This is a genomic window from Arthrobacter gandavensis, from assembly GCF_039528575.1.
Lineage (GTDB): Bacteria > Actinomycetota > Actinomycetes > Actinomycetales > Micrococcaceae > Arthrobacter_B > Arthrobacter_B citreus_B.
Genome location: NZ_BAAALV010000002.1, coordinates 98902 through 123458, shown reverse-complemented (window position 1 = coordinate 123458; position 24557 = coordinate 98902). Strand labels below are relative to the sequence as shown.

At 65.8% G+C, this 24557-nt stretch carries 26 protein-coding genes; 22 read left to right on the top strand and 4 right to left on the bottom strand.

The genetic code is table 11. The features are described 5' to 3' along the window. Positions 1–9 precede the first annotated feature (9 nt). The 17 genes from folP (at position 10) to dhaM (ending at position 14568) form a co-directional block, all read left to right on the top strand. Positions 10–915 carry a dihydropteroate synthase gene (gene folP, locus ABFX29_RS03780; protein ID WP_152224993.1) on the top strand — a complete coding sequence of 302 codons (906 nt, stop codon included), beginning with the start codon at positions 10–12 and terminating at the stop codon, positions 913–915. A gap of 1 nt (position 916) precedes the next feature. Continuing rightward, positions 917–1309 carry a dihydroneopterin aldolase gene (gene folB, locus ABFX29_RS03775; RefSeq protein ID WP_152224991.1) on the top strand — a complete coding sequence of 131 codons (393 nt, stop codon included), beginning with the start codon at positions 917–919 and terminating at the stop codon, positions 1307–1309. Next, positions 1306–1800 (top strand): 2-amino-4-hydroxy-6-hydroxymethyldihydropteridine diphosphokinase, encoded by a 495-nt coding sequence (gene folK / locus ABFX29_RS03770; RefSeq protein WP_152224989.1) that lies wholly within the window; start codon positions 1306–1308, stop codon positions 1798–1800. Before folB ends, folK begins: the two co-directional genes overlap by 4 nt. A 7-nt stretch (positions 1801–1807) precedes the next feature. Further along, positions 1808–2290, top strand: a complete 483-nt coding sequence (locus ABFX29_RS03765) for a DUF3180 domain-containing protein (RefSeq protein WP_246167178.1) — start codon at positions 1808–1810, stop codon at positions 2288–2290. Continuing rightward, on the top strand, positions 2283–2795 hold the full coding sequence (locus ABFX29_RS03760) for a PH domain-containing protein (protein WP_152224987.1): 513 nt from the start codon (positions 2283–2285) through the stop codon (positions 2793–2795). The genes ABFX29_RS03765 and ABFX29_RS03760 overlap by 8 nt, the downstream gene beginning before the upstream one ends. Further along, complete coding sequence (locus ABFX29_RS03755; protein WP_211372310.1) at positions 2792–4390, top strand: PH domain-containing protein; 1599 nt, start codon at positions 2792–2794, stop codon at positions 4388–4390. Before ABFX29_RS03760 ends, ABFX29_RS03755 begins: the two co-directional genes overlap by 4 nt. Then, complete coding sequence (locus ABFX29_RS03750) at positions 4377–5285, top strand: Rossmann-like and DUF2520 domain-containing protein (RefSeq protein WP_152224985.1); 909 nt, start codon at positions 4377–4379, stop codon at positions 5283–5285. The genes ABFX29_RS03755 and ABFX29_RS03750 overlap by 14 nt, the downstream gene beginning before the upstream one ends. An 11-nt stretch (positions 5286–5296) precedes the next feature. Continuing rightward, positions 5297–6172 (top strand): pantoate--beta-alanine ligase, encoded by an 876-nt coding sequence (gene panC, locus ABFX29_RS03745; protein ID WP_152224983.1) that lies wholly within the window; start codon positions 5297–5299, stop codon positions 6170–6172. 107 nt (positions 6173–6279) lie between these two features. After that, the gene (lysS, locus tag ABFX29_RS03740) at positions 6280–7734 is read left to right on the top strand and encodes a lysine--tRNA ligase (protein WP_152227146.1); all 1455 of its coding nucleotides are present in this window, start codon (positions 6280–6282) and stop codon (positions 7732–7734) included. A gap of 2 nt (positions 7735–7736) precedes the next feature. Further along, the gene (locus ABFX29_RS03735; RefSeq protein ID WP_152224981.1) at positions 7737–7928 is read left to right on the top strand and encodes a hypothetical protein; all 192 of its coding nucleotides are present in this window, start codon (positions 7737–7739) and stop codon (positions 7926–7928) included. Between the two features lie 109 nt (positions 7929–8037). Beyond that, on the top strand, positions 8038–8364 hold the full coding sequence (locus ABFX29_RS03730; protein ID WP_152224979.1) for a histone-like nucleoid-structuring protein Lsr2: 327 nt from the start codon (positions 8038–8040) through the stop codon (positions 8362–8364). Between the two features lie 94 nt (positions 8365–8458). Next, entirely contained in the window at positions 8459–10972 is a 2514-nt protein-coding gene (locus ABFX29_RS03725; RefSeq protein ID WP_152224977.1) for an ATP-dependent Clp protease ATP-binding subunit, read from the top strand. 137 nt (positions 10973–11109) lie between these two features. Then, positions 11110–11640, top strand: coding sequence for an amino-acid N-acetyltransferase (locus tag ABFX29_RS03720; RefSeq protein ID WP_152224975.1), 531 nt, complete (start codon positions 11110–11112; stop codon positions 11638–11640). Between the two features lie 144 nt (positions 11641–11784). Continuing rightward, positions 11785–11961: a CsbD family protein gene (locus ABFX29_RS03715; RefSeq protein WP_152224973.1), complete on the top strand. Its 177-nt coding sequence runs from the start codon at positions 11785–11787 to the stop codon at positions 11959–11961. A gap of 236 nt (positions 11962–12197) precedes the next feature. Further along, positions 12198–13199 carry a dihydroxyacetone kinase subunit DhaK gene (gene dhaK, locus ABFX29_RS03710; protein WP_152224971.1) on the top strand — a complete coding sequence of 334 codons (1002 nt, stop codon included), beginning with the start codon at positions 12198–12200 and terminating at the stop codon, positions 13197–13199. A gap of 2 nt (positions 13200–13201) precedes the next feature. Continuing rightward, a complete protein-coding gene (gene dhaL / locus ABFX29_RS03705; protein WP_152224969.1) occupies positions 13202–13843 on the top strand; it encodes a dihydroxyacetone kinase subunit DhaL in 642 nt (213 codons plus the stop codon). Continuing rightward, on the top strand, positions 13840–14568 hold the full coding sequence (gene dhaM, locus ABFX29_RS03700) for a dihydroxyacetone kinase phosphoryl donor subunit DhaM (protein WP_152224967.1): 729 nt from the start codon (positions 13840–13842) through the stop codon (positions 14566–14568). The genes dhaL and dhaM overlap by 4 nt, the downstream gene beginning before the upstream one ends. Before the next feature lie 18 nt (positions 14569–14586). Here the strand turns inward: dhaM and ABFX29_RS03695 are convergent, their stop codons facing one another. Further along, positions 14587–15531: an HhH-GPD family protein gene (locus ABFX29_RS03695; protein WP_152224966.1), complete on the bottom strand. Its 945-nt coding sequence runs from the start codon at positions 15529–15531 to the stop codon at positions 14587–14589. A gap of 86 nt (positions 15532–15617) precedes the next feature. Here ABFX29_RS03695 and ABFX29_RS03690 point away from each other — a divergent pair, with 86 nt between their 5' ends. Beyond that, on the top strand, positions 15618–16319 hold the full coding sequence (locus tag ABFX29_RS03690; protein WP_152224964.1) for a hypothetical protein: 702 nt from the start codon (positions 15618–15620) through the stop codon (positions 16317–16319). Between the two features lie 29 nt (positions 16320–16348). Here ABFX29_RS03690 and disA read toward each other — a convergent pair whose 3' ends face one another. The 3 genes from disA to ABFX29_RS03675 all read right to left on the bottom strand — a co-directional run bounded on the left by disA (position 16349) and on the right by ABFX29_RS03675 (position 20130). Next, on the bottom strand, positions 16349–17425 hold the full coding sequence (disA, locus tag ABFX29_RS03685; protein ID WP_152224962.1) for a DNA integrity scanning diadenylate cyclase DisA: 1077 nt from the start codon (positions 17423–17425) through the stop codon (positions 16349–16351). A 152-nt stretch (positions 17426–17577) separates the two neighbouring features. Next, positions 17578–18945 carry a DNA repair protein RadA gene (gene radA, locus ABFX29_RS03680; protein WP_152224961.1) on the bottom strand — a complete coding sequence of 456 codons (1368 nt, stop codon included), beginning with the start codon at positions 18943–18945 and terminating at the stop codon, positions 17578–17580. A 54-nt stretch (positions 18946–18999) separates the two neighbouring features. Next, positions 19000–20130, bottom strand: a complete 1131-nt coding sequence (locus ABFX29_RS03675; RefSeq protein ID WP_152224959.1) for an FUSC family protein — start codon at positions 20128–20130, stop codon at positions 19000–19002. A 208-nt stretch (positions 20131–20338) separates the two neighbouring features. On the opposite strand from ABFX29_RS03675, the gene pstS reads away from it, so the two are divergent. The 4 genes from pstS (at position 20339) to pstB (ending at position 24511) form a co-directional block, all read left to right on the top strand. Next, positions 20339–21454 carry a phosphate ABC transporter substrate-binding protein PstS gene (gene pstS / locus ABFX29_RS03670; protein ID WP_152224957.1) on the top strand — a complete coding sequence of 372 codons (1116 nt, stop codon included), beginning with the start codon at positions 20339–20341 and terminating at the stop codon, positions 21452–21454. A gap of 167 nt (positions 21455–21621) precedes the next feature. Continuing rightward, complete coding sequence (gene pstC / locus ABFX29_RS03665; protein WP_152224955.1) at positions 21622–22554, top strand: phosphate ABC transporter permease subunit PstC; 933 nt, start codon at positions 21622–21624, stop codon at positions 22552–22554. Further along, positions 22554–23654 carry a phosphate ABC transporter permease PstA gene (gene pstA / locus ABFX29_RS03660; RefSeq protein ID WP_152224953.1) on the top strand — a complete coding sequence of 367 codons (1101 nt, stop codon included), beginning with the start codon at positions 22554–22556 and terminating at the stop codon, positions 23652–23654. The genes pstC and pstA overlap by 1 nt, the downstream gene beginning before the upstream one ends. A 77-nt stretch (positions 23655–23731) precedes the next feature. After that, a complete protein-coding gene (pstB, locus tag ABFX29_RS03655) occupies positions 23732–24511 on the top strand; it encodes a phosphate ABC transporter ATP-binding protein PstB (protein WP_091600773.1) in 780 nt (259 codons plus the stop codon). Positions 24512–24557 lie beyond the last annotated feature (46 nt).

Sequence of the window (24557 nt, the reverse complement as noted above, 5' to 3'; positions counted from 1 at the left end):
GACGACTCGATGGATTCGCTAGCTGCCACACCCGGAACCGGGCCCGCCACCAACCCGCTGCCGGTGATCCGGCCCGGCGCCAGGAAGCGGCGTTTCGAGGACCTGCCCGAGGGCCGCACCCTGGTGATGGGAATCCTGAACGTAACCCCGGATTCCTTCAGCGACGGCGGCGAGCATGACACCACCGATGCCGCCATCCGCGCGGGTCTGAAGATGCATTACGACGGCGCCGACATCATTGACGTCGGCGGGGAATCCACCCGCCCGGACGCTGAACGCATCAGCGCCGAAGAGGAACAGCGCCGCATCCTGCCGGTGGTCGAAGCACTGGTGAAGGCCGGAGCGCTGATCAGCGTGGACACCATGAACGCTTCCACTGCGGAAAAGGCGATCGAAGCCGGTGCAGGCGTGATCAACGACGTCTCCGGACTTGAACTGGATCCCGCCATGCCGGAACTGATCGCCCGCACCAAGGTTCCGTACATCCTCATGCACAGCCGAGGAAGCGTCCGCAGCCAGGATCCGAAGGCCAGCTACGATGACGTCGTCGAAGACGTGATCGCCGAACTCACCACCCTGCGGGACCGCTTTTACGAAGCCGGTGTTGCCCCGGAGCAGATCATCCTGGATCCGGGACTGGGCTTCGCCAAGAACTCCGAGCACGACTGGGCCCTGCTGCGCAACGTAGACCGGCTGACGGTCCTGGGGCACAAGGTGCTGATCGGCGCTTCCCGCAAGCGTTTCCTGGGGTCGCTGCTGACCACGGCCGGTAAGGCCGCGCCGCCTGCCGAACGTGACAACGCAACCCTTGCCACCACTGCGCTTGCTGCCAGCCAGGGCGTCTGGGCCGTCCGGGTGCACGACGTCGCTGCGAACGTGGACGCGGTCAAGGTTGCCGCTGCCTGGCAGGGCTAGCGTGGCTTCCCCGGAGAACTCCGCGCCCGTCCGCGACCGGATCCGGCTTTCAGGACTGAAGGCAACCGGCTACCACGGGGTTTTCGACCATGAACGGCGCGACGGCCAGGAATTCACGGTTGACCTGGTCCTCTACACGGACCTGCGCCCTGCGGCCGCTGCCGACGACCTGGCCCTGACGGCGCACTACGGTGAGCTGGCCGAACAGGTGTGCGCCATTATTGCCGGGGAGCCGGTGAACCTGATCGAAACCCTCGCCGAACGGATCGCTGCCCATGTGCTGGCCGGATTCGATGTGGTGGAGGCTGTGGACGTCACAGTGCACAAACCCCATGCGCCCATCACCGTCCCTTTCGGCGACGTCGAAATCCAGATCCACCGGGAACGCGCATGAGCCCCGTCCGCACAGTCCTGGCGCTGGGCAGCAACCTCGGGGAATCCCGCGGCACGCTGGCCAACGCAGTTGCCGCCCTGGCAGACCATCCCGGGATGAAGCTCGTGGCTGTTTCTCCGGTGGCACGTACGGCTCCCGTGGGCGGACCGGAGAACCAGCCGGACTACCTGAACCTGGTTGCCGAGTTCGAAACCACCCTGGACGCCCACGCGCTGCTGGACCACTGCCACGACGTTGAGAACCGGCACCACCGCACCCGCGAGGTGCGCTGGGGTCCGCGGACCCTCGACGTCGACATCATCACCTACGGTGCGGAGCGGATCGATGACGAGGTCCTGACGGTCCCGCATCCGCGTGCAGCGGAGCGGGCCTTTGTGCTCCAGCCCTGGGCCTGGATGGATCCGGATGCCAGGCTGGAAGGGATTCCGGTGGCCGAACTGGCCGCCCGTGCTGCCGATGCGTCCGGCGTCGAACTTTTCGAGGGGGAGTGAGCGAAACGTGAGGAGCATCCGGTACCGCTGGCTTGCCGTCACCGCCGCGGCGTTTGGCATCGCCGGCTGGCAGGTGAACGCCTGGGCAACCCGCAACGGTTTCCCGGCTCCGGTGCTGAACTTCACGGCCCTTCTGACTCTTGCGTTCATTGTCGGTTTCACCCTCTTCCTTGGCCTGCGCGTGCGGCGCTGGCGCAACGGTGAGCGGGAGAAACCGCTGGACCCCATCGCCGCCGCCCGAACCCTGGTCCTGGCCCAGGCCACGGCGTACGCAGGTGCGCTCCTGCTCGGCTGGCACGGCGGGATCTTCCTGGACCAGCTGGGGCTGTGGGAAATGCGCCCCAACCATGCACCTACCTGGGCTTCACTTGCCATGTCCGTCGGCGGGATGATCATGATAGCCACCGGACTGGTGGTGGAGCGTTTCTGCAAGCTACCGCCGGAGGACAAAAACGGCGAAGAAAACAACAGCGGGGGAGAGTATGCGTAACCAGGCCATAGATCCGCAGGGCCTTGACTGGCGGCGGGTCTCCGAGCGCTACCTGGCGCTGAGGCTGCTGTCCCTGGCAGTGGAAGCCGTCATCACCCTGGCCCTGGCCAGCATTCCGCTTGTGCTGCACAGCCTCGGCATCTGGTCCGGTTTCCCGGCCTGGCTCGCGTGGGGGCTGCCGGCAGTGTTCCTGGCCGGCTTCATCTGGCGGGCCGTGCTGGTGCCCCGCCAGGTCCGGGCCATCGGCTACGCCGAACGCCACGAGGACCTGCTGCTGCGCTCAGGCATCTTCTTCCAGCGCACGCTGGTGGTTCCCTACGGCCGCATGCAGTACGTAGACGTTGCCGTCGGCCCCCTGGAACGGCTCTTTGGCCTGTGCACCCTGAAGCTCCACACCGCATCACAGACCACCAACGCCACCATCCCGGGCCTGCCCGCCGACGAAGGTGCACGGCTGCGTGAACACCTCTCTGCGCGCGGCGAGGCGCAGCTGGCGGGGCTGTGAGCGAGCAGCCCCACGGCGCAGCCGGCGCTGCGGAACCAGGCTGGAAGCGGGTCCACCCGGTGTCCCCCCTTGTGCGGGGATGGATCGCGCTGGCCGCCGTCGCCTATTTCGTCGGCCGGGATTCGGTTGAGGCGTTTTTCCTGCGCGAGCGGCCCGGCGGACCCCTGCCGGACGGGACACCGCTGATCTGGGCCGTCATGGGGCTGGTCGTCCTGGTGCTCGTGATCAGCGTCGTCTTTTTCCTGTCCTGGTGGTTTACCCGCTACCAGGTGAGCGGGGACCACGTGCGGGTCCGGTCCGGCGTCCTGTTTCGCCAGCACCGGCAGGCGCGCCTGGACCGGGTACAGGCGATTGACATCAACCAGCCCCTGCTCGCCCGCCTCTTCGGCCTGGGCGAGCTGCGCTTCGAAGTGGCCGACGCCGGTGAATCGGCCGTGCGCCTGGCGTACCTGCGCCTGGACGACGCCCGCACATTGCGGGCCACCATCCTGGAGCGCGCCTCCGGTGTCCAGGCCGACACCAGTCCAGGCGGGTCCGCCGAGGGTCAGCCGGACGGCAGCGCGGCGCCTGTCCCGCGGGCAGCCGAAGCTCCCGAGTACCCCATTCTTGCCCTTCGGCCCGGCCGGGTAATCGGGGCAGCGCTGCTTTCCGGAAACAGCGTAGTCCTGGTGCTTGGCATCATCGCCGTCGTGGTCCTGACCCTGGTGACCGGGGAAGGCGTTTCGCTGGCCGTGTTCATTCCGGTGGGGCTGGGCGTGGCCAGCGGCTACTGGTCAATGCTGAGCACCGCCTGGAACTTCCGTGCAGCGGCGTCCCGGGACGGCGTGCGTATTCGCTACGGACTCCTGGACACCCGGACCCAGACAGTGCCCCCGGGCCGCATCCAGGCCGTGTCCGTCACCCAGCCCCTGCTGTGGCGGCTGACCGGCTGGTACCGGATTTCCGTCAACGTGGCAGGCTACGGCGCATCGCCGGGCTCCGACGGTGCGCGCACCAGGCTGCTGCCGGCCGGAACCATCGATGAGACGCTCCAGATCCTGGCGCTCGTCCTGCCCAACCCCGGCACTGATGATCCGGTGGGACTCTTCCGTGCCGGACTCCAGGGCAGCGGCCCGGACCATGGATTCACCACTTCGCCGCGGCGGGCACGGTGGGTTGCGCCCCTGCAGTGGCGGCGCAGCGGCTATGCGCTCACCGAAACCGCGCTGCTCAGCCGTACCGGCCGGCTGTGGCGCAGCCTCACGGTGGTTCCGCACGAACGCATCCAGTCCATGGCACTGGAACAGGGCCCGCTGGCACGCAGGCTGCGGATTGCGGACCTGCGGCTGCATTCCACGCCCGGCCCTGTTGCCCCGCGAATCCGGCAGCTTGACCAGGCCGTGCTGCTGGAACTTTTCACTGAACAATCCGTGCGTGCCGCAGACGCCCGCCGCAGGGACCGTACCGAACGCTGGCTGCACCGCGAAACCGCCACCGGCCCGGCCGTCCCTGAGGCAGTGCCTGCCCCGGCGGATGCGCATGGCCCCCCGGCAGCCGCACCGGAACAGCTGGCAGCCGGGCCCAAGATGGAGGAAAACTGGAATGAACACCGCTGATCAGCGCCGGCGCGGCCGGCTGGGAATCGGCGTCATCGGAGCAGGCAAGGTGGGAGCGGTCCTGGGCGCGGCGCTCCGCGCGGCCGAACACGCCGTCGTAGGTGTTTCAGCTGTTTCCGAAGCCAGCCTGGAACGGGCGGAGAACCTGCTTCCGGGCGTTCCCGTGCTTGACATCCCGGACATCATTGAGCGTTCCGAGCTGGTGCTGCTGGCAGTGCCCGACGACGCCCTGCCGCCGCTGGTCTCCGGCCTGGCCGCAACCGGTGCCTGGCAAGCCGGGCAGCTCGTGGCCCACACCTCGGGCCGCTTCGGCACCGCGGTGCTGGAACCGGCCCGGCAGGCGGGGGCCATTCCGCTGGCCCTGCACCCGGCCATGACCTTCACCGGTCTCAGCCTCGACCTCACTCGGCTGGCGGACTGCTCCTTCGGCGTCACCGCTCCCACCGCGGTGCTGCCGATCGCGCAGGCCCTGGTAGTGGAAATGGGCGCCGAACCCGTGGTTATCGATGAAGCGGACCGTGAGCTTTACCACGCCGCACTTGCCCACGCCTCCAACCATCTGGTGACCATCGCGGCGCAGTCTTCGGAACTGCTGCAGGGCCTCGGCGTGGAACAGCCGGGCAGGCTGCTGGGCCCGCTGATGCGTGCCTCCCTGGAAAATGCGCTGGCCTCGGGGGAACATGCCTTGACCGGTCCGGTGGCCCGCGGAGACACGGGCACCATCCAGGCGCATACCCGCGCCCTGGGCCGTAATGCTGCACCCGATATGGCACAGGCCTACCAGGCGCTTTCCGCTGCCACCGCCCGCCGGGCTGTTGAACGCGGTCTGCTAACACCTGCGCAGGGAGAGAGAATTATTGAAGTACTTAATTCCGAACCCGAAGGACCCCGGTGAACCACCCCCGGTTGGCAACAACCCCCGCAGAACTCAGCAAGGCCATAACCGAACTCCTGGAAGCCACCGGCAAGGACCGTCCGGCGCTCGGACTGGTTCCCACGATGGGGGCCCTCCACTCAGGGCACGCAGCGCTGGCGCAGGCCGCACGCGCTGACAACGACGTAGTGGTTGCCAGCATCTTCGTGAACCCGCTGCAGTTCGACGACCCCGCCGACCTGGCACGGTACCCGCGCACCCTGGAAGCCGACCTTGACCTGCTGGGCGAGGCAGGTGTGGACGTAGTGTTCGCCCCGAGCGAGGACACCATGTACCCCGGCGGCCTTCCGCTGGTGCGGGTCAGCTCAGGCGTTATGGGAACCCGCTTCGAAGGCGCCTCCCGCCCGGGGCATTTCGACGGCGTCCTCACCGTGGTGGCCAAGCTGTTCCACTGTGTCCAGCCCGCTGTGCCAGCCGTGTTCCGTGCATATTTCGGCCAGAAGGACGCCCAGCAGGTGGCACTGATCCGCCGCATGGCGGCAGACCTGAACTTCCCGGTACAGATCTATCCGGTCCCCATAGTGCGGGCCGCTGACGGTCTGGCCGAGTCCAGCCGCAACGTCTTCCTCAGTCCTGGGGAGCGGCGCAGCGCGCTGGTCCTTTCCCGTGCCCTGACTCGGCTGCAGGAGAATGCCTCCAGCCGCCGCCCGCTGGACCTGCCGGCCGCCGCGGCTCTCGTTTCGGCAGAGCCGGGTGTTGAGCTGGACTATTTCGAGGTTGTGGATCCGCTGACTCTCGAGCCGGTTCCGGCCGGGGAACAGGATGTTCTTTCCGGTCCCGCACTGGCACTGGTGGCCGCGCGGGTGGGCGGCATCCGGCTGATCGACAACGCGGAACTGCATGGCTGAACTGCTGTGGGACGGGCTCCCGTCCTGAGCTTTGGCCGGGCTGGGTAGACTTAAGAACCGTGACCTCCTCTAACGTCGTTCCCGAAGCAGCAGATTCCTCCGAGCAGATGCGCATCCGTGCTGAAAAGCGCGCCAAGCTTCTCGAGCGCGGGCAGGAAGCCTACCCCGTCGGCGTCGAGCGTACGCACTCCCTCCGCCAGGTCCGGGACAAGTTCGGCCACCTGCAGGCTGACGAAGCCAGCGGCGAGACCGTGGGGGTCACCGGCCGGGTGGTGTTCATCCGCAACACCGGCAAACTCTGCTTCGCTACCCTCCAGGAGGGCGACGGCACCCGGCTGCAGGCCATGCTGTCCCTGGCCTCCATTGGCGAGGAAGCACTGGCTGACTGGAAGTCCACGGTTGACCTGGGCGATCACGTCTTCATCCGGGGCGAGGTCATCTCCTCCCGCCGCGGAGAGCTGTCCGTCATGGCTGACTCCTGGTCCATGGCATCGAAGGCCCTGCGCCCCCTTCCTGTGCTGCACGCCGACCTGAATGAGGAAACCAGGGTCCGCCAGCGCTACGTGGACCTGATGGTCCGCGACGAGGCCCGGGACATGGTCTACAAGCGGGCAGCGATCATCCGCGCCGTCCGTGACACCCTCCACGGCCATGGCTACGTGGAAGTGGAGACGCCCATGCTCCAGCTGATCCACGGCGGCGCCGCAGCGCGTCCGTTCGAGACGCACCTGAACGCCTTCGACCAGCCGATGACCCTGCGCATCGCCACGGAGCTCTACCTCAAGCGCGCCGTCGTCGGCGGTATCGAGCGTGTTTACGAGCTGGGGCGGATCTTCCGCAACGAAGGCGTGGACTCCACTCACAGCCCCGAATTCACCACGCTTGAATGCTACGAGGCATATGCGGACCAGTACGTCATGGCGGACCGCATCAAGGAGATCATCCTCAACGCCGCTGACGCCGCGGGCAGCCGGCAGATCGAAACCGCGGCCGGGACCATTGACCTGGACGGGGAATGGCGCTGGCTTTCGGTCTATCCCGGCCTGTCCGAGGCAGTGGGGCAGGAAATCACCCCGGACACCGACGCCGAGACACTGCGGGCAGTCGCGGAGAAGCACGACGTGAAGGTGGATCCCAAGTGGGATGCCCAGAAGCTGGTCATCGAGCTCTTCGGTGAAATCGTCGAGCCGACGCTGCTGCAGCCCACGTTCGTCTGCGACTACCCGCCGTCGGCCCAGCCGCTGGCCCGCCCGCACCGTGATGATCCCCGCCTGATTGAGGCCTGGGACCTGATCATTGGCGGCATGGAACGCGGCACGGCATTCTCGGAGCTCATTGACCCGGTCATCCAGCGCGAGCGGCTGACGGAACAGTCACGCAAGGCCGCTGCCGGTGACGACGAAGCCATGGCCCTGGACGAGGACTTCCTCCGGGCCCTGGAGTACGGAGCGCCGCCCATGGGCGGCATTGGCCTGGGCATCGACCGCCTGGTGATGCTTTTCACGAACGCCGGAATCAGGGAAACAATTCTGTTCCCCCTCCTAAAGCCTGAAATGGGTTAGACATGGAATATGTGGAAGTACTCCTGCCGTCAATATGTGTCGCGGCTCTCTTTTATTTCGTGATGAAGGCAGTGTTGAACGCCGACCGGTCCGAGCGAAAAGCCCTTGCTGAGGCTGAACGCGAAGTCGATCAGAATATTCAGCCCGAGGCTGGTGCCAAAATAGACCCTGCCGGTTCGGCCGATAAAGAATAACTAAAGAAAAATGCCTCTCCTGCTTTGACGGGGCATTACCAATTGCGCCATACTCGAAGTGGTCTCGAAATAAACAGCATTCCGCCACTTCACGCATAGGAGCCTCGTCATGGCGCAAAAGGTAAAAATCATTCTGGTAGACGACCTCGACGGCGGAAGTGCCGATGAAACCGTCCGTTTTGGACTGGATGGGTCACAGTACGAGATCGACCTCTCCAATGACAATGCGAAGAACCTGCGTGCAGCGCTAAAGCAGTATGTTGATGCCGGCCGCAAGACCGGAGGGCGCACCGGACGCCCCCGCGGCACGGGTGCTTCCCGCAGCAATGAGGCGGCGCAGATCCGTGAATGGGCACGCAGCAACGGCTACACCGTTTCCGAGCGGGGCCGCGTGAACAGCGAGATCATCGAGGCTTACCGAGCCGCCCAGGGCTAAAAGGCCCGCGGAGGTCACGCCCATGGCGAACACGCCCCTTAAGCGGCGGTAACCGCCGTAGCATCGAATTACGCGTTAGCTAGGAGTGTGCCTCATGTTTGAAAGATTTACCGACCGTGCCCGTCGCGTTGTCGTGCTTGCCCAAGAAGAGGCACGCATGCTCAACCACAACTACATCGGCACCGAGCACATCCTGCTTGGGCTCATTCATGAGGGTGAAGGCGTTGCCGCTAAGGCCCTTGAATCCCTGAGCATTTCCCTGGGTGCCGTCCGCGAACAGGTGCAGGAGATCATCGGCCAGGGCCAGCAGGCCCCGTCCGGCCACATCCCCTTTACCCCGCGGGCCAAGAAGGTACTTGAGCTCTCACTGCGCGAAGCGCTGCAGCTGGGGCACAACTACATTGGAACCGAGCACATCCTGCTGGGCCTTATCCGCGAGGGTGAAGGCGTCGCAGCCCAGGTCCTCGTCAAGCTCGGCGCAGACCTGAACCGTGTTCGCCAGCAGGTCATCCAGCTGCTTTCCGGCTACCAGGGCAAGGAACCCGTCTCCGCCGGCGGCCAGCAGCAGGAAGGCCAGCCGGCAGGTTCGGTTGTGCTGGACCAGTTCGGCCGCAACCTCACCCAGGCAGCGCGTGAAGGAAAGCTTGATCCGGTCATCGGGCGCGAGCACGAGATGGAACGGGTCATGCAGGTGCTCTCCCGCCGCACCAAGAACAATCCTGTCCTGATTGGCGAGCCCGGCGTCGGCAAGACCGCCGTCGTCGAGGGCCTTGCCCAGGCGATTGTCCGCGGCGACGTTCCTGAGACCATCAAGGACAAGCAGCTGTACACCCTGGACCTGGGCTCGCTCGTGGCCGGTTCCCGGTACCGCGGCGACTTCGAGGAACGGCTCAAGAAGGTCCTGAAGGAAATCCGCACCCGCGGAGACATCATCCTCTTCATTGATGAGATCCACACCCTTGTGGGCGCCGGTGCCGCTGAAGGCGCCATCGACGCGGCCTCCATCCTGAAGCCGATGCTGGCCCGCGGCGAACTGCAGACCATCGGTGCCACCACGCTGGACGAGTACCGCAAGCACATTGAGAAGGACGCAGCGCTTGAGCGCCGCTTCCAGCCGATCCAGGTCAACGAACCTTCAGTTGCCCACGCGATCGAAATCCTCAAGGGCCTGCGGGACCGCTACGAAGCGCACCACCGCGTGTCCATCACGGACGCCGCGCTGGCTTCGGCAGCGACCCTCGCCGAGCGCTACATCAGTGACCGCTTCCTGCCGGACAAGGCCATCGACCTGATCGATGAAGCCGGTGCCCGCCTGCGCATCCGCCGAATGACTGCTCCGCCGGAGCTGAAGGAAATCGACGAGCGCATCTCCGCCCTGAAGATGGAGAAGGAATCCGCGATTGACGCGCAGGACTTCGAAGGCGCTGCCTCCCTGCGGGACAAGGAGCAGAAGCTCCAGGACCAGCGTGCGGAGAAGGAGCGCCAGTGGAAGTCCGGCGGCCTGGATGACATCGCCGAGGTGGACGAGGAACTGATTGCCGAAGTCCTCGCCAACTCCACCGGCATCCCCGTTGTGAAGCTGAACGAGGAAGAGTCCACGCGGCTGCTCAAGATGGAAGATGAACTGCACAAGCGGGTCATCGGCCAGGATGAAGCCATCAAGTCGATCTCGCAGGCCATGCGCCGTACGCGTGCCGGCCTGAAGGATCCCAAGCGTCCGGGCGGCTCGTTCATCTTCGCCGGTCCCACCGGTGTTGGTAAGACCGAGCTGGCCAAGGCACTGGCAGAGTTCCTCTTCGGCGACGAAGAAGCCCTGATCACCCTGGACATGTCGGAGTACTCCGAGAAGCACACGGTCTCCCGGCTGTTCGGTGCCCCTCCCGGATACGTGGGTTACGAAGAAGGCGGGCAGCTGACCGAGAAGGTCCGCCGCCGTCCGTTCTCCGTGGTTCTGTTTGATGAGGTTGAAAAGGCCCACGCGGACCTGTTCAACTCGCTGCTGCAGATCCTTGAAGACGGCCGCCTGACCGACTCCCAGGGCCGGGTGGTGGACTTCAAGAACACCATCATCATCATGACGACCAACCTTGGCACCAAGGACATCTCCAAGGGCGTCATGACCGGGTTCCAGTCCGGCACGGACACCAAGACCGGCTACGACCGGATGCGTGCGCGGGTCACGGAAGAGCTGCGCCAGCACTTCCGCCCCGAGTTCCTCAACCGTGTTGATGACACCGTGGTGTTCCCGCAGCTGACCCAGGAAGAGATCGTCCAGATTGTGGATCTGTTCCTGGAGCGCCTGGGCAAGCGTCTGGCCGAGAAGGGCATGAGCATCGAGCTCACCCCTGCGGCCAAGGTGCTGCTGGCGACCCGCGGCTACGATCCCGCGATGGGTGCCCGGCCGCTGCGCCGGACCATGCAGCGCGAGATCGAGGACCAGCTCTCCGAGAAGATTCTCTTCGGGGACCTGAAGCCGGGCGAAACTGTATCGGTCGACGTCGAAGGCGAGGGTGATGACGCTAAGTTCACCTTCGTCGGACACGGCGCCCCGCGTGCCATCGAAGAAGCTCCGTCGGCCATTGAGGCCGGCGTCGGCGACGGGCAGTAAAACAGCAAACCGGTGCAGTAATGCACTGAATAGAAGGAGCCCCCGGGAAGCCGGGGGCTCCTTTTGCGTTGGCGCTGTGTTGCACCCCGGGTCCTGCCGAAAACAGGCCAAAGGGCCAGGAGTTCTAGACTGAAACAATGACTGCAACCGCACAGAAGGCAACGTTCACCATCCGCCGGGCCCGCACCTCGGACGTCCGGCACATCCGGGACCTGGTAGCCCCACTGGCCCAGGAGCGTGTCCTGGTGGCGAAGGAGACCGTTGCCTACTACGAAGGGCTGCAGGAGTTCAGGATTGCCGAGGATGCCGAAGGGCGGGTGATTGGCTGCGGCGCCCTCCACGTTATGTGGGAGGACCTCGCGGAGGTCCGGACCCTGGCCGCGCACCCGGAGTGGAGGGGCTGCGGCGTCGGGCACGTCCTCCTGGAGCAGCTTCTTTCCGATGCCGCCGAAATCGGAGTCTCCCGCGTATTCTGCCTGACCTTCGAGGTCGATTTCTTTAAGCGCCATGGATTCACGGTCATGGAAAGCCAGAGCGCGGTGGATCCCGAAGTCTACTCAGAACTCCTGCGTTCACAGGACGAGGGCGTTGCCGAATTCCTGGACCTCGCCCGGGTAAAACCGAATACGCTCGGCAATACCCGCATGATCCGGGATGTTCGCGCATAGGGGAACTCTTAGGTCCCACTGGAGAACGCCATCCGAAAACGGTACAGTAAGGGTACTTAGCATCAAGAAATGCCGGACGGGTTATCCAAGAGGCGAACCGCTTATTGGATGGCTCTCCGGCCGATCAGAAAGCGGGTGCCGAATATGGGCGCAGACGACAAGATGCAGAACAAGGGCGAAGAACTCGGCGGCAAGGTCAAGGAAGGCCTGGGCAAGGTCACCGGCGACCACAGCATGGAAGCCGACGGCCAGTCAGATCAGGCAAAGGCCAACGTCAAGCAGGCCGGCGAACACGTCAAGGACGCATTCAAGGGCAAGTAAGCCGCAGCCGGCTAACTTATCCGGAGATTACTCCGGTTTACTCCCGGTCGCTGTTGTCGCTGCTGGCCGGGGAAACACTGAAGGAAGGGCCAAGCGGGCCCTTCCTTCAGTGCGTTAAGGCACGGTCCAAGCCTGTGCAGGCCTACGGCCGCGGGGGTAGGGTTGGCTCACTCAGGAGAGCGGGCAAAGGGGCCCGTTCCAGCGCAGTGGAGCCTCCGGGCAAAGGAGCGTCAGGCATGAAAAAACTCATCAATGATCCGCGCGCCGTGGTGGCCGAATCGCTGGAAGGCTTCGGCATGGCCCACCACGACCTGGTCAAGGTCCACGCGGACCCGGCATACGTAACCCGCCGGGATGCTCCGGTGTCAGGGAAGGTCTCCCTGGTGTCAGGCGGAGGAAGCGGCCATGAGCCGCTTCACTCCGGGTACGTGGGCCGTGGAATGCTTGACGCCGCAGTGCCGGGAGCGGTCTTCACCTCCCCGACTCCTGACCAGATCCTCCCTGCCATCACCAACACGGATTCGGGCGCCGGTGTCCTGCTGATCGTGAAGAACTACACCGGGGACATCCTGAACTTCGAGACCGCTGCGGAGCTGGCCCAGGCCGAGGGGATCGAGGTGAAGTCCGTGGTGGTGAATGACGACGTCGCCGTGGAGGACTCGCTCTACACCGCCGGACGGCGAGGGGTAGGCGGCACTGTCCTGGTGGAACGCATCGCCGGAGCCGCAGCCGAGCGGGGAGATTCACTGGACGCGGTTGCGGACCTGGCCGAGCGCGTCAACGCCGGTGTGCGGTCCATGGGAGTGGCCCTGAGTGCCTGTACGGTCCCGCACGCCGGGGAGCCAAGCTTCGAGCTCGCCGAGAATGAGATTGAGCTTGGCGTGGGTATCCACGGCGAACCCGGAAGGCGCAGGATGCCGATGGCCGGCGCTGACGCGATCACCGACCAGCTCCTTGAGCCCATCCTGTCCGACCTTGGTGCCGGATCGGGTGAGCGGGTGCTGCTGTTCGTCAACGGCATGGGCGGCACACCACTGAGCGAGCTTTACATCGTCTACCGGCATGCAGCCAAGCTGCTCGCCGACCGCGGGCTCCACGTGGAACGGTCCCTTGTGGGCAACTACATCACTGCCCTGGAAATGCAGGGTGCTTCCATCACGGTGCTGAAACTCGACGACGACATGATCGATCTGTGGGATTCCCCGGTCCACACCGCGGCCCTGCGGTGGGGAGTCTGAACATGGAACTCAACGCGCAGTGGGCAGCTAAGTGGATGCGGGACGCGGCGGTTTCGATGGACGAGAACCGGCAGCGGCTGATCGATCTGGACCGGGCCATCGGCGATGCGGACCATGGCGAGAACATGGACCGGGGGTTCACCGCAATTGTTGAAAAGCTCGACGCTGACGGGACTCCGGGTACGCCTGCAGACGTGTTCAAGCTCGCCGCCATGACCCTGATGTCCAAGGTGGGAGGCGCCGCCGGACCGCTCTACGGCACTGCGTTCCTGCGCGGTTCCACGGCAGTCTCCGGCAAGGACGTACTGGACGCCGGGGACGTCGTCGCGTTCCTGGCAGCGGCGCGGGACGGAATCGTGAGCCGCGGCAAGGCAGAGCCGGGGGACAAGACCATGGTTGACGCCTTCACCCCCGCCGTGGAGGCCGCGGAAACAGCCGCCGGGGCAGGGTCCGACGGCGCCGCGACGCTCTCTGCAGCTGCCAACGCGGCCGAGGGCGGCGTTGCCGGAACTGAGCCTCTGGTTGCCCGCAAGGGCCGCGCGAGCTATCTGGGCGAACGCAGTGCCGGGCACCTGGATCCGGGGGCGGCGTCCACCGCCTTGATCCTGCGGGCAGCCGCCCGTGCGGCCGGGGAGCAGGCATGAAGGTAGGACTGGTGATCGTCTCCCACAGCGACAAGCTGGCGGAGGGGCTTTCCGAACTGGCCGGGCAAATGGCCCCCGATGTGGCGATTATCGCCGCCGGGGGCACGGACGACGGCGGGATCGGGACCAGCCTGGAGAAAATCCAGTCCGGAATCGCCCAGGCAGACGGCGGCGCCGGGGTGGCGCTCCTGGCGGACCTCGGCTCGGCGGTGATGACTGCGGAGATGGCCTTGGAGTTCCTGGACCCCGGCCAGCGGGAAACGGTCAGGCTGGCCGACGCACCGCTGGTAGAGGGTGCCGTTGCCGCAGCCGTTGCTGCCCAGACGGGTCAGGACCTGGCTGCCGTGATCCGCGACGCTGAGGCGGTCACAGCCACCATGGGCGGCGGCAATGCGGCAGGCGCCCCCAACGACGGTGCCTCGTCCGCTGGTGCGGACACCCTGGATGACATAGACCAGGATGACGACGGCGTACACGAGGCCTCTTGGGAGCTCATCAATCCCATGGGCCTGCACGCCCGGCCGGCAGCCGCCGTCGCGCAGGCAATGGCGGACCTGGACGCAGACATCACCATCAACGGGGTGGATGGAAAGTCGGTCATGATGCTCATGACGCTGGGCCTGAAAGCCGGCGATACACTGTCCGTTTCCGCCCACGGACCGGACGCGGCACGGGCCGTGGAGATGCTGGGCCTGGAAGTCCGCAACGGGTTCGGGGAGATCTAGCCCGGGACCTCGAGAGCATCAGGCGGGCAGCCGCACACCCGGACCGGCGGCTTCCGCCAGACCGTCGCGCAGCAGGCCCTGAAGCGCGCGCTCAAGCTGCTCCTGCGGGGCGCCCAAGGCGTGCAGCGCAGCCAGCGGCGCCAGCTCGGCGTCGGCCTCCGGGACCACCAGATCCACCGGCCCGGCAAGCAGCAGCTCGCGCAGCACAGGTCCGTCCGCCTGGCGCAGGACAGCCATCATGGCTCCGCGGACCTGCCGGTCGGTGCCGTGCCAGGCCTGTCCCTTGGGGACATAGTGCGGTTCAGGGCGGCCGGCCCGAACCCACGCACATTCGTCCAGGACGGGGCATTCTCCGCAGCGCGGGGAGCGTGCCGTGCACACCAGCGCCCCGAGCTCCATGACCGAGGCGTTCCAGGCAACGGATTCGGCGTCGTTCTGGGGCAGCAGGGAAACGGCAAGCCTCTTCTCCGCTGCGGTCAGTGCCTGGGAGGGCAGTGCATTCCCGGTCACCAGCCGGGCATGGACCCTGCGGATGTTGGTGTCCACCACCGTTTCACGGCGTCCAAAGGCGAAGGCGGCGACTGCAGCAGCCGTATAGTCACCCACCCCCGGCAGTTCCAGGAGAGCGGCATGGGTGTCCGGGACCTTTCCCCCGTGGCTCGCAGCGATCTCCACTGCGGCAGCATGCAGCCGCAGTGCGCGTCGCGGATAGCCCAGCCGGCCCCAGGCCCGGACTGCTTCACCGCCCGGCTCGGCTGCAAGGTCAGCGGGCTCCGGCCAGCGCTCCATCCACTCATGCCAGACCGGCAGCACCCGAACCACCGGAGTCTGCTGCAGCATCACTTCGCTCACGAGGATGCCCCAGGGCGAACAGCTGGGATGCCGCCACGGCAGGTCACGGGCCTGCTCCGAGAACCAGGAAATGATGCGTGCGTGCAGCTCCCGCGTGGGCTCCGGTTCCATGAAACTCCCTAGGTAATGACCAGCAATACTCTACTGACCGGCGTGGTGTGCGCCGTAATCAGGGACCGGGTTCATAGCCTTAACCCATGGCGGCAAACGGACCCCGGCGCGGCGCGGGGCAAAAAACCAGCGGTGTTTCCGGTCGAGGGCCGGCCAGCGCGCGGAAGCCGAGCAAGGCCGTGTACCGCCGCCGCAGGATTGTCCTGTCCCTGCTGGTGCTCGCGGTGCTGGGAGCCCTGGTGTGGGCCGGCGTGGTGGTGGCTGCAACGCTCTCCGGCGACAGGGATGCGACTGCCTCTGAACCGTTCCAGACAGCGCCCGGTTCTCCTCCCGCCCCGGTGCCTGATGCGGAGAGCTCCGGTACTCCGGCGCCCACTGGCGAATCCAAGCCTGCGGAAGACGGCACCTGCCCTTCGTCCGCCGTAAGGGTGGAAGCCGCCACGGATGCTGCCGCCTATGCCGCGGGCGCCAATCCGCTGCTGACCCTTGCGGTCACCAATACCGGCCCTGAACCGTGCAAGATCAACGTCGGCACCACGCAGATGGAATTCATCGTCACATCCGGGTCCGACCGGATCTTCTCCTCCGCGGACTGCCAGGACGGAGCGCAGGACCTGCTCAAGGAGTTCGAGCCGGGAGCAACCGAGAAAGCGAACTTCACCTGGGAACGGCTCCGCTCGGCTCCGGGCTGCGCGGCGGTGGCAAGCAACCCCAATCCCGGCTGGTATGTCTTTACCGCGAGGCTCGGCGAGGTTACCAGCGAAAAGGCAGTCTTCCAGCTCGATTAGCCCGGACGGCATCCCGCATCGTTCAAGGTCTACATAAACCGGTCGAGCAGGCTGGTCTCCGCGATGCGGGAGAGGCCTTCACGCACGGTGCGTGCGCGCTGTTCACCGATTCCGTCCACCTGCATCAGGTCTTCGATGTTCGCTGCCATGAGGTTCTGCAGCCCGCCGAAGTGGTCCACGAGCCGGTTGGAGACAGCAGGCGGGACGCTCTTGATGTTGCTCAGCAGGCGGTAACCGCGCGGCTGGACCACGGCTTCAAGGGAATCCTGGCCAGGCTGGAAGCCCACCACGGCGGCGATTTTGCCCAGGTCCACCATGTCGGAGGAACTGAGGCCCTGCAGGGTGGCGACCTGTTCGTCAACGTTGCCCTGGGTTCCGCCGATGTCCGCGTAATCCCGGACGATCATTTCGCTGCCCGGACCAAGGCCGGTTGTCAGTTCTTCCAGCTGGAGGGACAGGAGCCGGCCGTCGACGCCGAGCTCCAGGACGTACTGCGAGATTTCCTCCGAGATCCGGCGCACCATTTCCTGGCGCTGGAGGGTGACGGCTACGTCGCGGACGGTGACCATGGCTTCGATTTCCAGGGCGGAGAGCGAATTGGTGACCTGGTCCAGCCGGGTGCGGTACCGCTCCAGGGTGGCCAGTGCCTGGTTGGCGCGGGCCAGCACCGGCTCGGATCCCTCCAGGACATGGCGGAGGCCGCCGACGTAAAGCTGGATGATCTGCATGGACTGGCTCACGGAAATCACCGGGAAGCCGGTCTGGATGGCCACCCGCTCGGCGGTTCGGTGGCGCGTGCCGGATTCGTGTGTCTCGATGGTGTGGTCGGGAACCAGCTGCACGGCAGCGCGGAGAATGTTGGCGCCGTCCTTGTCGCAGACGATCGCGCCGTCCATTTTCGCCAGTTCGCGGAGGCGGGTGGAGGAGAACTCAATGCCGATGTCGAACCCGCCGGAGCAGATGGAATCGACGGTGCGGTCGAACCCCAGGACGATCAGTGCGCCCGTGCGGCCGCGGAGAATACGCTCCAAGCCGTCGCGCAGGGCCGTTCCCGGGGCAACCCTTGCAAGGGTTGCCTTCAGCGCGTCCTCGGGCGTGCGGGGCATGGTCACTTCCTTCCGGCCACTCCGGCCCACGGGCGTTCTGGGCGTGGATATGCGCAGACACTTCCCCATAGTAGTGGGCAACCTGCACCCATCTGCCACTTCAGTCACCGGAGTATGACAGCTTCAGTGACATAACCGGGCCGGGACGCGCCCTAGAAGAGAAGTTCGAGCGCCTCGGAAAGGGTGGAGACCTCCCGCACCTTGAAGCCGGCAGGTATTTGGCCGGGGCCGTTTGGGGATGCCGGCACCACCGCGTGGCTGAATCCCAGGCGCTCAGCTTCCTGGACCCGGCGGGCAATTCCGGGGATGGGACGCACCTCCCCGGCCAGGCCCACCTCGCCGAAGGCGATCAACCGAGCGGGCAGGGGCTTGTTCATCTTGGCGGACGCGACGGCCAGTGCCACAGCAAGGTCAGTGGCGGGTTCAGTAAGCTTCACTCCGCCCACTGTGGCCACGTAGCTGTCGTCCTTGGCCAGGTTCATGGATGCCCGCTGCTGCAGGACGGCCAGCAGCATTGCCACCCGGGACGAATCCAGTCCGCTGGTGGCGCGCCGCGCCTGTGCGTTGCCGGTCTCCGCCAACAGGGCCTGGACCTCGGCCACCAGGGGCCGCCGCCCTTCCAGCGTCACAGTGATGCAGGTGCCCGAAACCGGTTCCTTGGTTCGGGAAACAAACAGGCCGGACGGATCGGCCAGGCCCTCAATGCCGTCCTCCGTGAGGTCAAAGCAGCCCACCTCGTCCGTGGGGCCGTACCGGTTCTTCACAGCGCGGACCAGCCGCAGCCTGGAGTGCCTGTCTCCATCGAACTGGCAGACAACGTCCACCAGATGTTCCAGCAGCCGGGGTCCGGCGATTGAACCGTCCTTGGTCACGTGCCCAACAAGCAGGGTGGTCATGTTCCGTGTCTTGGCGGCGTTGATGAGCGACGCCGCGACTTCGCGTACCTGGCTGACCCCGCCGGCGCTGCCGTCCACGGCTGCGCTGCTGAGGGTCTGAACTGAATCCACGATCAACAGGGCGGGTTTCACCTGCTCCACCTGGCCAAGGGCCTGCCCCAGATCGGTTTCGGCGCTGAGGTAGAGGCTGGAAGAGACGGCACCGATGCGTTCCGCCCGCAGCTTCACCTGCGCCGTGGACTCCTCGCCCGTCACGTAGAGGACGTCCCGGCCCTGGCCGGCCACGCGTGCGGCGACGTCGAGCAGGAGCGTGGACTTGCCTACCCCAGGCTCACCGGCCAGCAGGATCACCGCACCTGGAACCAGCCCGCCGCCCAGGACGCGGTCCAGTTCGCCCACGCCGGTGGGCTGGTACGCAGCGGTAGTGGCATCGACGTCGGCAATCAGCTGTGCCGGGCGGGCCACCACGGCTGCCGGGGTGGTGCGGGCCAGGACCTCGCCGGCCTCTTCAACGGTGCCCCAGGCCTGGCACTCACCGCAGCGGCCCACCCACTTGACCGCGGTCCAGCCGCATTCGGTGCAGCGGTAGTTGGCGGTTTTCGCCCGGGAAGTCTTTGTTGCCATGCCAACAGGCTATCTGCCGGCACTGACATCACCGTTCAGCTCCGGAGCCGGGGCCTAGACCTCAGAAAGGTAGCTGACGGCTTCCTCATGGGTGAGCCCGGTTGCTTCCAGCAGGTCCACCACCAGCGGACGGAAAAGCATCACCAGGGCGTCCCCGTAGAGGTCCGTGACGTCCAGGGACGCCGGATGCAGCCGGGAAGCGACGGCGGCCAGCTCGTTCCGGGCCTGGCGCAGATGGCGCTCGCGGGTTGGCTGGGATTCCCCGCCGCCCAGGGCCCGCGCAAGGATGTCCACTGCGTCGGCGGTGTCATTGATGACTTCGGAGACCTTGTCCACCGCCGTATCGGAGAGGGAGGCGTGGTTGATGACCGAAGTGGTCCGGCGGGCAAACACGCGGCTGTTGCGCACCGCCAGGTCCAGATAGCCCACGGAACCGCGCAGGTCTCCCAGCTCCGCCAAATGCCTTCTGTACGCCGGCGAGATGCGGGCGATCTCACGTGCATCCCGGATGCTGCGGGCGAGCATGTCCAGCTGCGGCTGGGTGTTGCGGGCCCGGACCAGGGCGTGCCAGGCCAGGGTCGAATCGCTGCGGGCCAGGGCATCGGCAACCTGGCGCAGCACTGCGGACAGCTCGCTGAGCAGTTCGCGGATGTTGGATTTGGGTTCGCGGCGCGGATCCCGCGGAGCAAGCATGGTGACCACGAGGGCGAAGACGCCGCCCACGATTGCGTCCACGCTGCGGGTGAACACTCCGCCGTCGGGGGCAGGCAGCAGCACCACCAGCAGGGACTGAAGGCCAAGCTGCGTAGTGAAAATAACCCCGCGGTCCAGGAAGCGTGCCAGCATCAGCGAGGCGAAGAGCACGACGGCGGCCTGCCACAGTCCGTTTCCCAGTACATGGAGCAGCAGTTCGCCGATGGTGATGCCCAGCGTGCAGCCGATTCCCACTTCAAGCACGCGGCGGGTGCGGGGTTCCCGCGAGAAGCCAAGGGAGATGAGCGCCGCCGTGGCGGCAAAGAGCGGGCCCTGGTGGCCCAGCACGTATTCCGCGAAGGCATAGGCGCCCACGGCGCAGATGGTCATCTGCAGTGCGGGGTACACAGACGCGCCGCTGCGCTTGAGTCCGATCCGGAACCTGTTGCGCAGGAACCTGCTCGAGGCGCTGAGACGGTCACGGGCTGGCATGGGAACAGTCTAGGACGCCCGGCGTCTGCAAAGAGAAGGCACGGAGTCTGTGACGTGTCCCGGAACAATTCCAGTTCTGCTTGGCGGCAGTTCACTTTTTGTTCACCTTGGCAGGCCACTGTGTTTTTTGGGACGCAGAAAAACGTTCCAGCGACAAGTCTCCCGGCGTTGACGCGCCGGTATACCACCCTTGAAAGGGACCACGACTGTGAAGGTATTCCGCATTGGCCGCACCGCGGCCGTCCTCTCGGTTGCAGCGCTTGCCCTGGCAGCCTGCGGCAGTGACAACGCCACGAACGCAGCAGCCAATACCGAGTCTTCGGACTCCGCCCTGACCGGAACCCTTTCCGGTGCAGGAGCAAGCTCGCAGGCCTCCGCCATGGACGCCTGGATCGCAGGTTTCCGCGAAGCCAACCCGAACGCTTCCATCCAGTACTCCCCGGACGGCTCCGGAGCGGGCCGGGAGGCACTGCTCGCAGGCGGGGTCCAGTTCGCCGGATCGGATGCCTACCTGAAGGACGAGGAAGTCGAAGCGTCCCTGGAAACCTGCGGACCCGACGGGGCGCTGCACGTCCCCGCGTACATCTCACCGATTGCCATCACCTTCAACCTCGACGGCGTGGATGAACTGAACCTCGACGCCGACACGATCGCCGGCATCTTCCGCGGCGAAATCAGCACCTGGAACGACCCGGCCATCGCCTCGCAGAACGAAGGCACTGAGCTGCCGGCCACGGCCATCACCGTGGTCCACCGTTCAGACGAGTCCGGCACCACCGAGAACTTCACCGAATACCTCGCCGCCGCGGCACCGGACGTCTGGACCACGGAAGCCAGCGGTGAATGGCCGGCCGAACTCGACGGACAGGAGAACGCGCAGGGAACCTCCGGCGTCGTCTCCGCCGCCAGCTCCACTGACGGTGCCATTACCTACGCAGACGCGTCCGCCGTCGGCGCCATGGGCACCGTGGCAGTGAAGGTCGGTGAGGAGTACGTGGCCTACACGGCCGACGCCGCTGCCAAGGCTGTTGAGGCGTCCACCCCGGTCAAGGGCGAGGGGCGTCCCGAACTGGACATGGCCATGGAACTGGCACGCGATACCACCGAATCCGGCGCCTACCCTGTGGTGTTGGTCTCCTACCACCTCTACTGCACCACCTACGAGGACCAGGAGACCGTTGACCTGGTCAAGGCCTTCGGTTCCTACGTAGTCAGCGAGGAAGGGCAGGCAGCAGCCAGCGAAGCCGCAGGTAATGCGCCGATGTCCGCGGCCCTGCAGGAGCAGGCAGCCAAGGCGATCGAATCCATCAAGGCCGCTTCCTAGCAGCAGGAGAGCAGGCAGAAGCCCCCGCACAGCGCCACAAGGCGTGGTGCGGGGGCATTTGCCGGCCGCCGGCCAGCTTGAATCTGGCCCGGGATCAGTGAAAACTGGCGAGTGCGGTGTCTTGTCCACATTCAGCAAGTTGCCAACAAAGTTCGAAGGGTTGTGCAGTGTCAAGCAAGTCAATACAGGGCACCGGCGGTGCCGGGCGCGCGGGGGACAAAGTCTTCTCCGGCATCACACTGCTGGCGGGCTGTCTGATCCTTACCGTCCTCTTTGCGGTAGCTGCGTTCCTGCTCTGGCAGGCACTTCCCACCTTCACAGCCTCTTCCGGGGATATCTCGGGCGGATCAGGCTTCCTTGCCTACATCTTCCCGCTGGTTATCGGCACGGTCATTGCCGCTGCGATCGCACTGCTGATCGCCACGCCGGTGGGCATCGGCGTCGCGCTCTTCATCTCCCACTACGCGCCCCGGCGGCTCTCCCAGGGCCTTGGCTACGTGGTGGACCTCCTGGCCGCCATTCCCTCGGTCGTCTACGGAGCCTGGGGCATGACCGTGCTGGCGCCGGCCCTGGTGGGACCCTACAACTGGCTGGCTGAGAACGCCGGCTGGTTCCCCCTCTTCACCGGTCCGGCCAGCCAGACCGGCAAGACCATGCTCACCGCCGGAATCGTGCTCTCGGTCATGGTGCTGCCCATCATTACCTCCCTGAGCCGGGAAATCTTCCTGCAGACACCGAAACTGCACGAGGAAGCCGCGCTCGCCATGGGCGCCACCCGATGGGAAATGATCCGCATGGCAGTCATCCCGTTCGCCCGCCCCGGCATCATCAGCGCCGTCATGCTCGGCCTGGGACGCGCCCTCGGTGAGACCATGGCCGTGGCCCTGGTGCTCTCCTCCGGCGGCCTGATTGCCAGCCTGATCCGGCCCGGCAACCAGACCATCGCCGCCGAGATCGCGCTGAACTTCCCGGAGGCCTACGGGCTGCGCCTCTCCGAGCTGATCGCTGCCGGCCTGGTGCTCTTCGTGATCACCCTGATCGTGAACGTTATTGCCCGCTGGATCATCAGCCGCCACAAAGAATTCTCGGGAGCCAACTGATGATTGACACCGTACTGACCCGCTCCACCTCCCTCACCAAGAACCAGCTTCCTGGCTGGTCCCTGTGGGCCATCCTGGCCGGTTCAATCGTCCTGGGGGCTGCCTTCTCGGCGCTGCTGGGCTTCAGCATCGCCACCTTCGCCATCTTCGCGGCCGTCCTTTTCGTCGCCGGCAGCACCATCGCCACCCGCCTCGTGGAGGGCAGCCGGCGGGCTGCCGACCGCTTCGCCACCAACCTGATCTACGGTGCGTTCATCCTGGCCCTGGTTCCGCTGGTCTCGGTGATCTTCACCGTGCTGGTCCGCGGCATTCCAGGACTGAGCATGGATTTCCTGTTCAATTCAATGGGTGGCATGACCGGCACCGTGGACAACGAAAGCGCGGCGAGCGGCGGACCGGTCTTCGGCGGTGCCTACCACGCGATCATGGGTACCCTGCTGATCACGCTCTGGGCCACCATCATCTCCGTGCCCATCGGCCTGCTCACCGCCGTCTACCTGGTGGAATACAGCAAGGGCGGTCCGCTGGCCCGGGCCATCACGTTCTTCGTGGATGTCATGACCGGCATCCCCTCGATCGTCGCCGGCCTGTTCGCTGCTGCCTTCTTCGGACTGCTCTTCGGCCCGGGCACACGCACCGGGTTCGTCGCCGCCGTCGCGCTCTCCGTCCTGATGATCCCCGTGGTGGTGCGTTCCACCGAGGAGATGCTCAAGATCGTTCCCAATGAGCTGCGCGAAGCCTCCTACGCCTTGGGTGTCCGGAAGTGGCGGACCATCCTGAAGGTGGTGGTGCCCACGGCTATCTCGGGCATTGCCTCCGGCGTCACGCTCGCCATCGCCCGGGTGATCGGCGAAACCGCTCCGCTGCTGGTCACTGCCGGATTCGTGAACACCATCAACCTCAACGTCTTTGCCGGCTGGATGGCGTCGCTGCCCACCTTCATCTACCGGCAGCTGATGAGCCCCACCTCGCCCACCAACACTGATCCGAGTACCCAGCGTGCCTGGGCCGCGGCGCTGCTGCTGATCCTCATGGTGATGCTGCTGAACCTCGGCGCCCGCCTGGTTGCCCGCATCTTCGCGCCCAAGACCGGCCGCTGACCCCAGACCCCTCACCGCCCCGGCGGCACGGGAGGACCCGAACGGGAACTCCCAAGGAACAGAACAGAAGGAACTACATGTCCAAGCGAATCGACGTCAAGGACCTCAACGTCTACTACGGCGACTTCCTGGCGGTCGAAGACGTCAGCATCAAGATCGATGCACGTTCCGTCACCGCGTTCATTGGCCCCTCCGGCTGCGGCAAGTCCACCTTCCTGCGCACCCTGAACCGCATGCACGAGGTGCTCCCCGGAGCCCGGGTGGAGGGCGAAGTGCTGCTGGACGGTGAGAACCTGTACGGACCCGGAGTGGACCCCGTGACGGTCCGCAGCCACATTGGCATGGTCTTCCAGCGGCCCAACCCGTTCCCCACCATGTCCATCCGGGACAACGTGCTGGCCGGCGTGAAGCTGAACAACAAGCGGATCTCCCGCTCCGACGCCGATGACCTGGTGGAAAAGTCCCTCACCGGCGCCAACCTGTGGCGCGAGGTCAAGGACCGGCTGGACAAGCCCGGCTCCGGCCTTTCCGGCGGCCAGCAGCAGCGCCTGTGCATTGCCCGCGCCATCGCAGTGTCCCCGGAAGTGATCCTCATGGATGAGCCCTGCTCCGCCCTGGACCCCATCTCCACGCTGGCCATTGAGGACCTGATCGAGGAACTCAAGAGCGACTACACGGTAGTGATCGTCACGCACAACATGCAGCAGGCTGCCCGTGTTTCGGACAAGACCGCCTTCTTCAACATCGCCGGAACCGGCAAGCCCGGCAAGCTCATCGAGTACGACGACACCACGGTCATCTTCAACAACCCGACCGTTAAGGCCACCGAGGACTACGTCTCCGGCCGCTTCGGGTAACCCGGCGCACCCTACCCATCGAGAGGCCAGTTACGGCTCGTTTCAG

Excerpts from the sequence above, each read along its gene's own strand:
- folP (WP_152224993.1), top strand. The coding sequence starts at position 10 with ATGGATTCGCTAGCTGCCACACCCGGAACCGGGCCCGCCACCAACCCG.
- folK (WP_152224989.1), top strand. The coding sequence starts at position 1,306 with ATGAGCCCCGTCCGCACAGTCCTGGCGCTGGGCAGCAACCTCGGGGAA.
- ABFX29_RS03760 (WP_152224987.1), top strand. The coding sequence starts at position 2,283 with ATGCGTAACCAGGCCATAGATCCGCAGGGCCTTGACTGGCGGCGGGTC.
- ABFX29_RS03750 (WP_152224985.1), top strand. The coding sequence starts at position 4,377 with ATGAACACCGCTGATCAGCGCCGGCGCGGCCGGCTGGGAATCGGCGTC.
- lysS (WP_152227146.1), top strand. The coding sequence starts at position 6,280 with ATGCGCATCCGTGCTGAAAAGCGCGCCAAGCTTCTCGAGCGCGGGCAG.
- ABFX29_RS03735 (WP_152224981.1), top strand. The coding sequence starts at position 7,737 with ATGGAATATGTGGAAGTACTCCTGCCGTCAATATGTGTCGCGGCTCTC.
- ABFX29_RS03730 (WP_152224979.1), top strand. The coding sequence starts at position 8,038 with ATGGCGCAAAAGGTAAAAATCATTCTGGTAGACGACCTCGACGGCGGA.
- ABFX29_RS03725 (WP_152224977.1), top strand. The coding sequence starts at position 8,459 with ATGTTTGAAAGATTTACCGACCGTGCCCGTCGCGTTGTCGTGCTTGCC.
- ABFX29_RS03720 (WP_152224975.1), top strand. The coding sequence starts at position 11,110 with ATGACTGCAACCGCACAGAAGGCAACGTTCACCATCCGCCGGGCCCGC.
- ABFX29_RS03715 (WP_152224973.1), top strand. The coding sequence starts at position 11,785 with ATGGGCGCAGACGACAAGATGCAGAACAAGGGCGAAGAACTCGGCGGC.
- dhaK (WP_152224971.1), top strand. The coding sequence starts at position 12,198 with ATGAAAAAACTCATCAATGATCCGCGCGCCGTGGTGGCCGAATCGCTG.
- dhaL (WP_152224969.1), top strand. The coding sequence starts at position 13,202 with ATGGAACTCAACGCGCAGTGGGCAGCTAAGTGGATGCGGGACGCGGCG.
- dhaM (WP_152224967.1), top strand. The coding sequence starts at position 13,840 with ATGAAGGTAGGACTGGTGATCGTCTCCCACAGCGACAAGCTGGCGGAG.
- ABFX29_RS03695 (WP_152224966.1), bottom strand. The coding sequence starts at position 15,531 with ATGGAACCGGAGCCCACGCGGGAGCTGCACGCACGCATCATTTCCTGG.
- ABFX29_RS03690 (WP_152224964.1), top strand. The coding sequence starts at position 15,618 with ATGGCGGCAAACGGACCCCGGCGCGGCGCGGGGCAAAAAACCAGCGGT.
- disA (WP_152224962.1), bottom strand. The coding sequence starts at position 17,425 with ATGCCCCGCACGCCCGAGGACGCGCTGAAGGCAACCCTTGCAAGGGTT.
- radA (WP_152224961.1), bottom strand. The coding sequence starts at position 18,945 with ATGGCAACAAAGACTTCCCGGGCGAAAACCGCCAACTACCGCTGCACC.
- ABFX29_RS03675 (WP_152224959.1), bottom strand. The coding sequence starts at position 20,130 with ATGCCAGCCCGTGACCGTCTCAGCGCCTCGAGCAGGTTCCTGCGCAAC.
- pstA (WP_152224953.1), top strand. The coding sequence starts at position 22,554 with ATGATTGACACCGTACTGACCCGCTCCACCTCCCTCACCAAGAACCAG.
- pstB (WP_091600773.1), top strand. The coding sequence starts at position 23,732 with ATGTCCAAGCGAATCGACGTCAAGGACCTCAACGTCTACTACGGCGAC.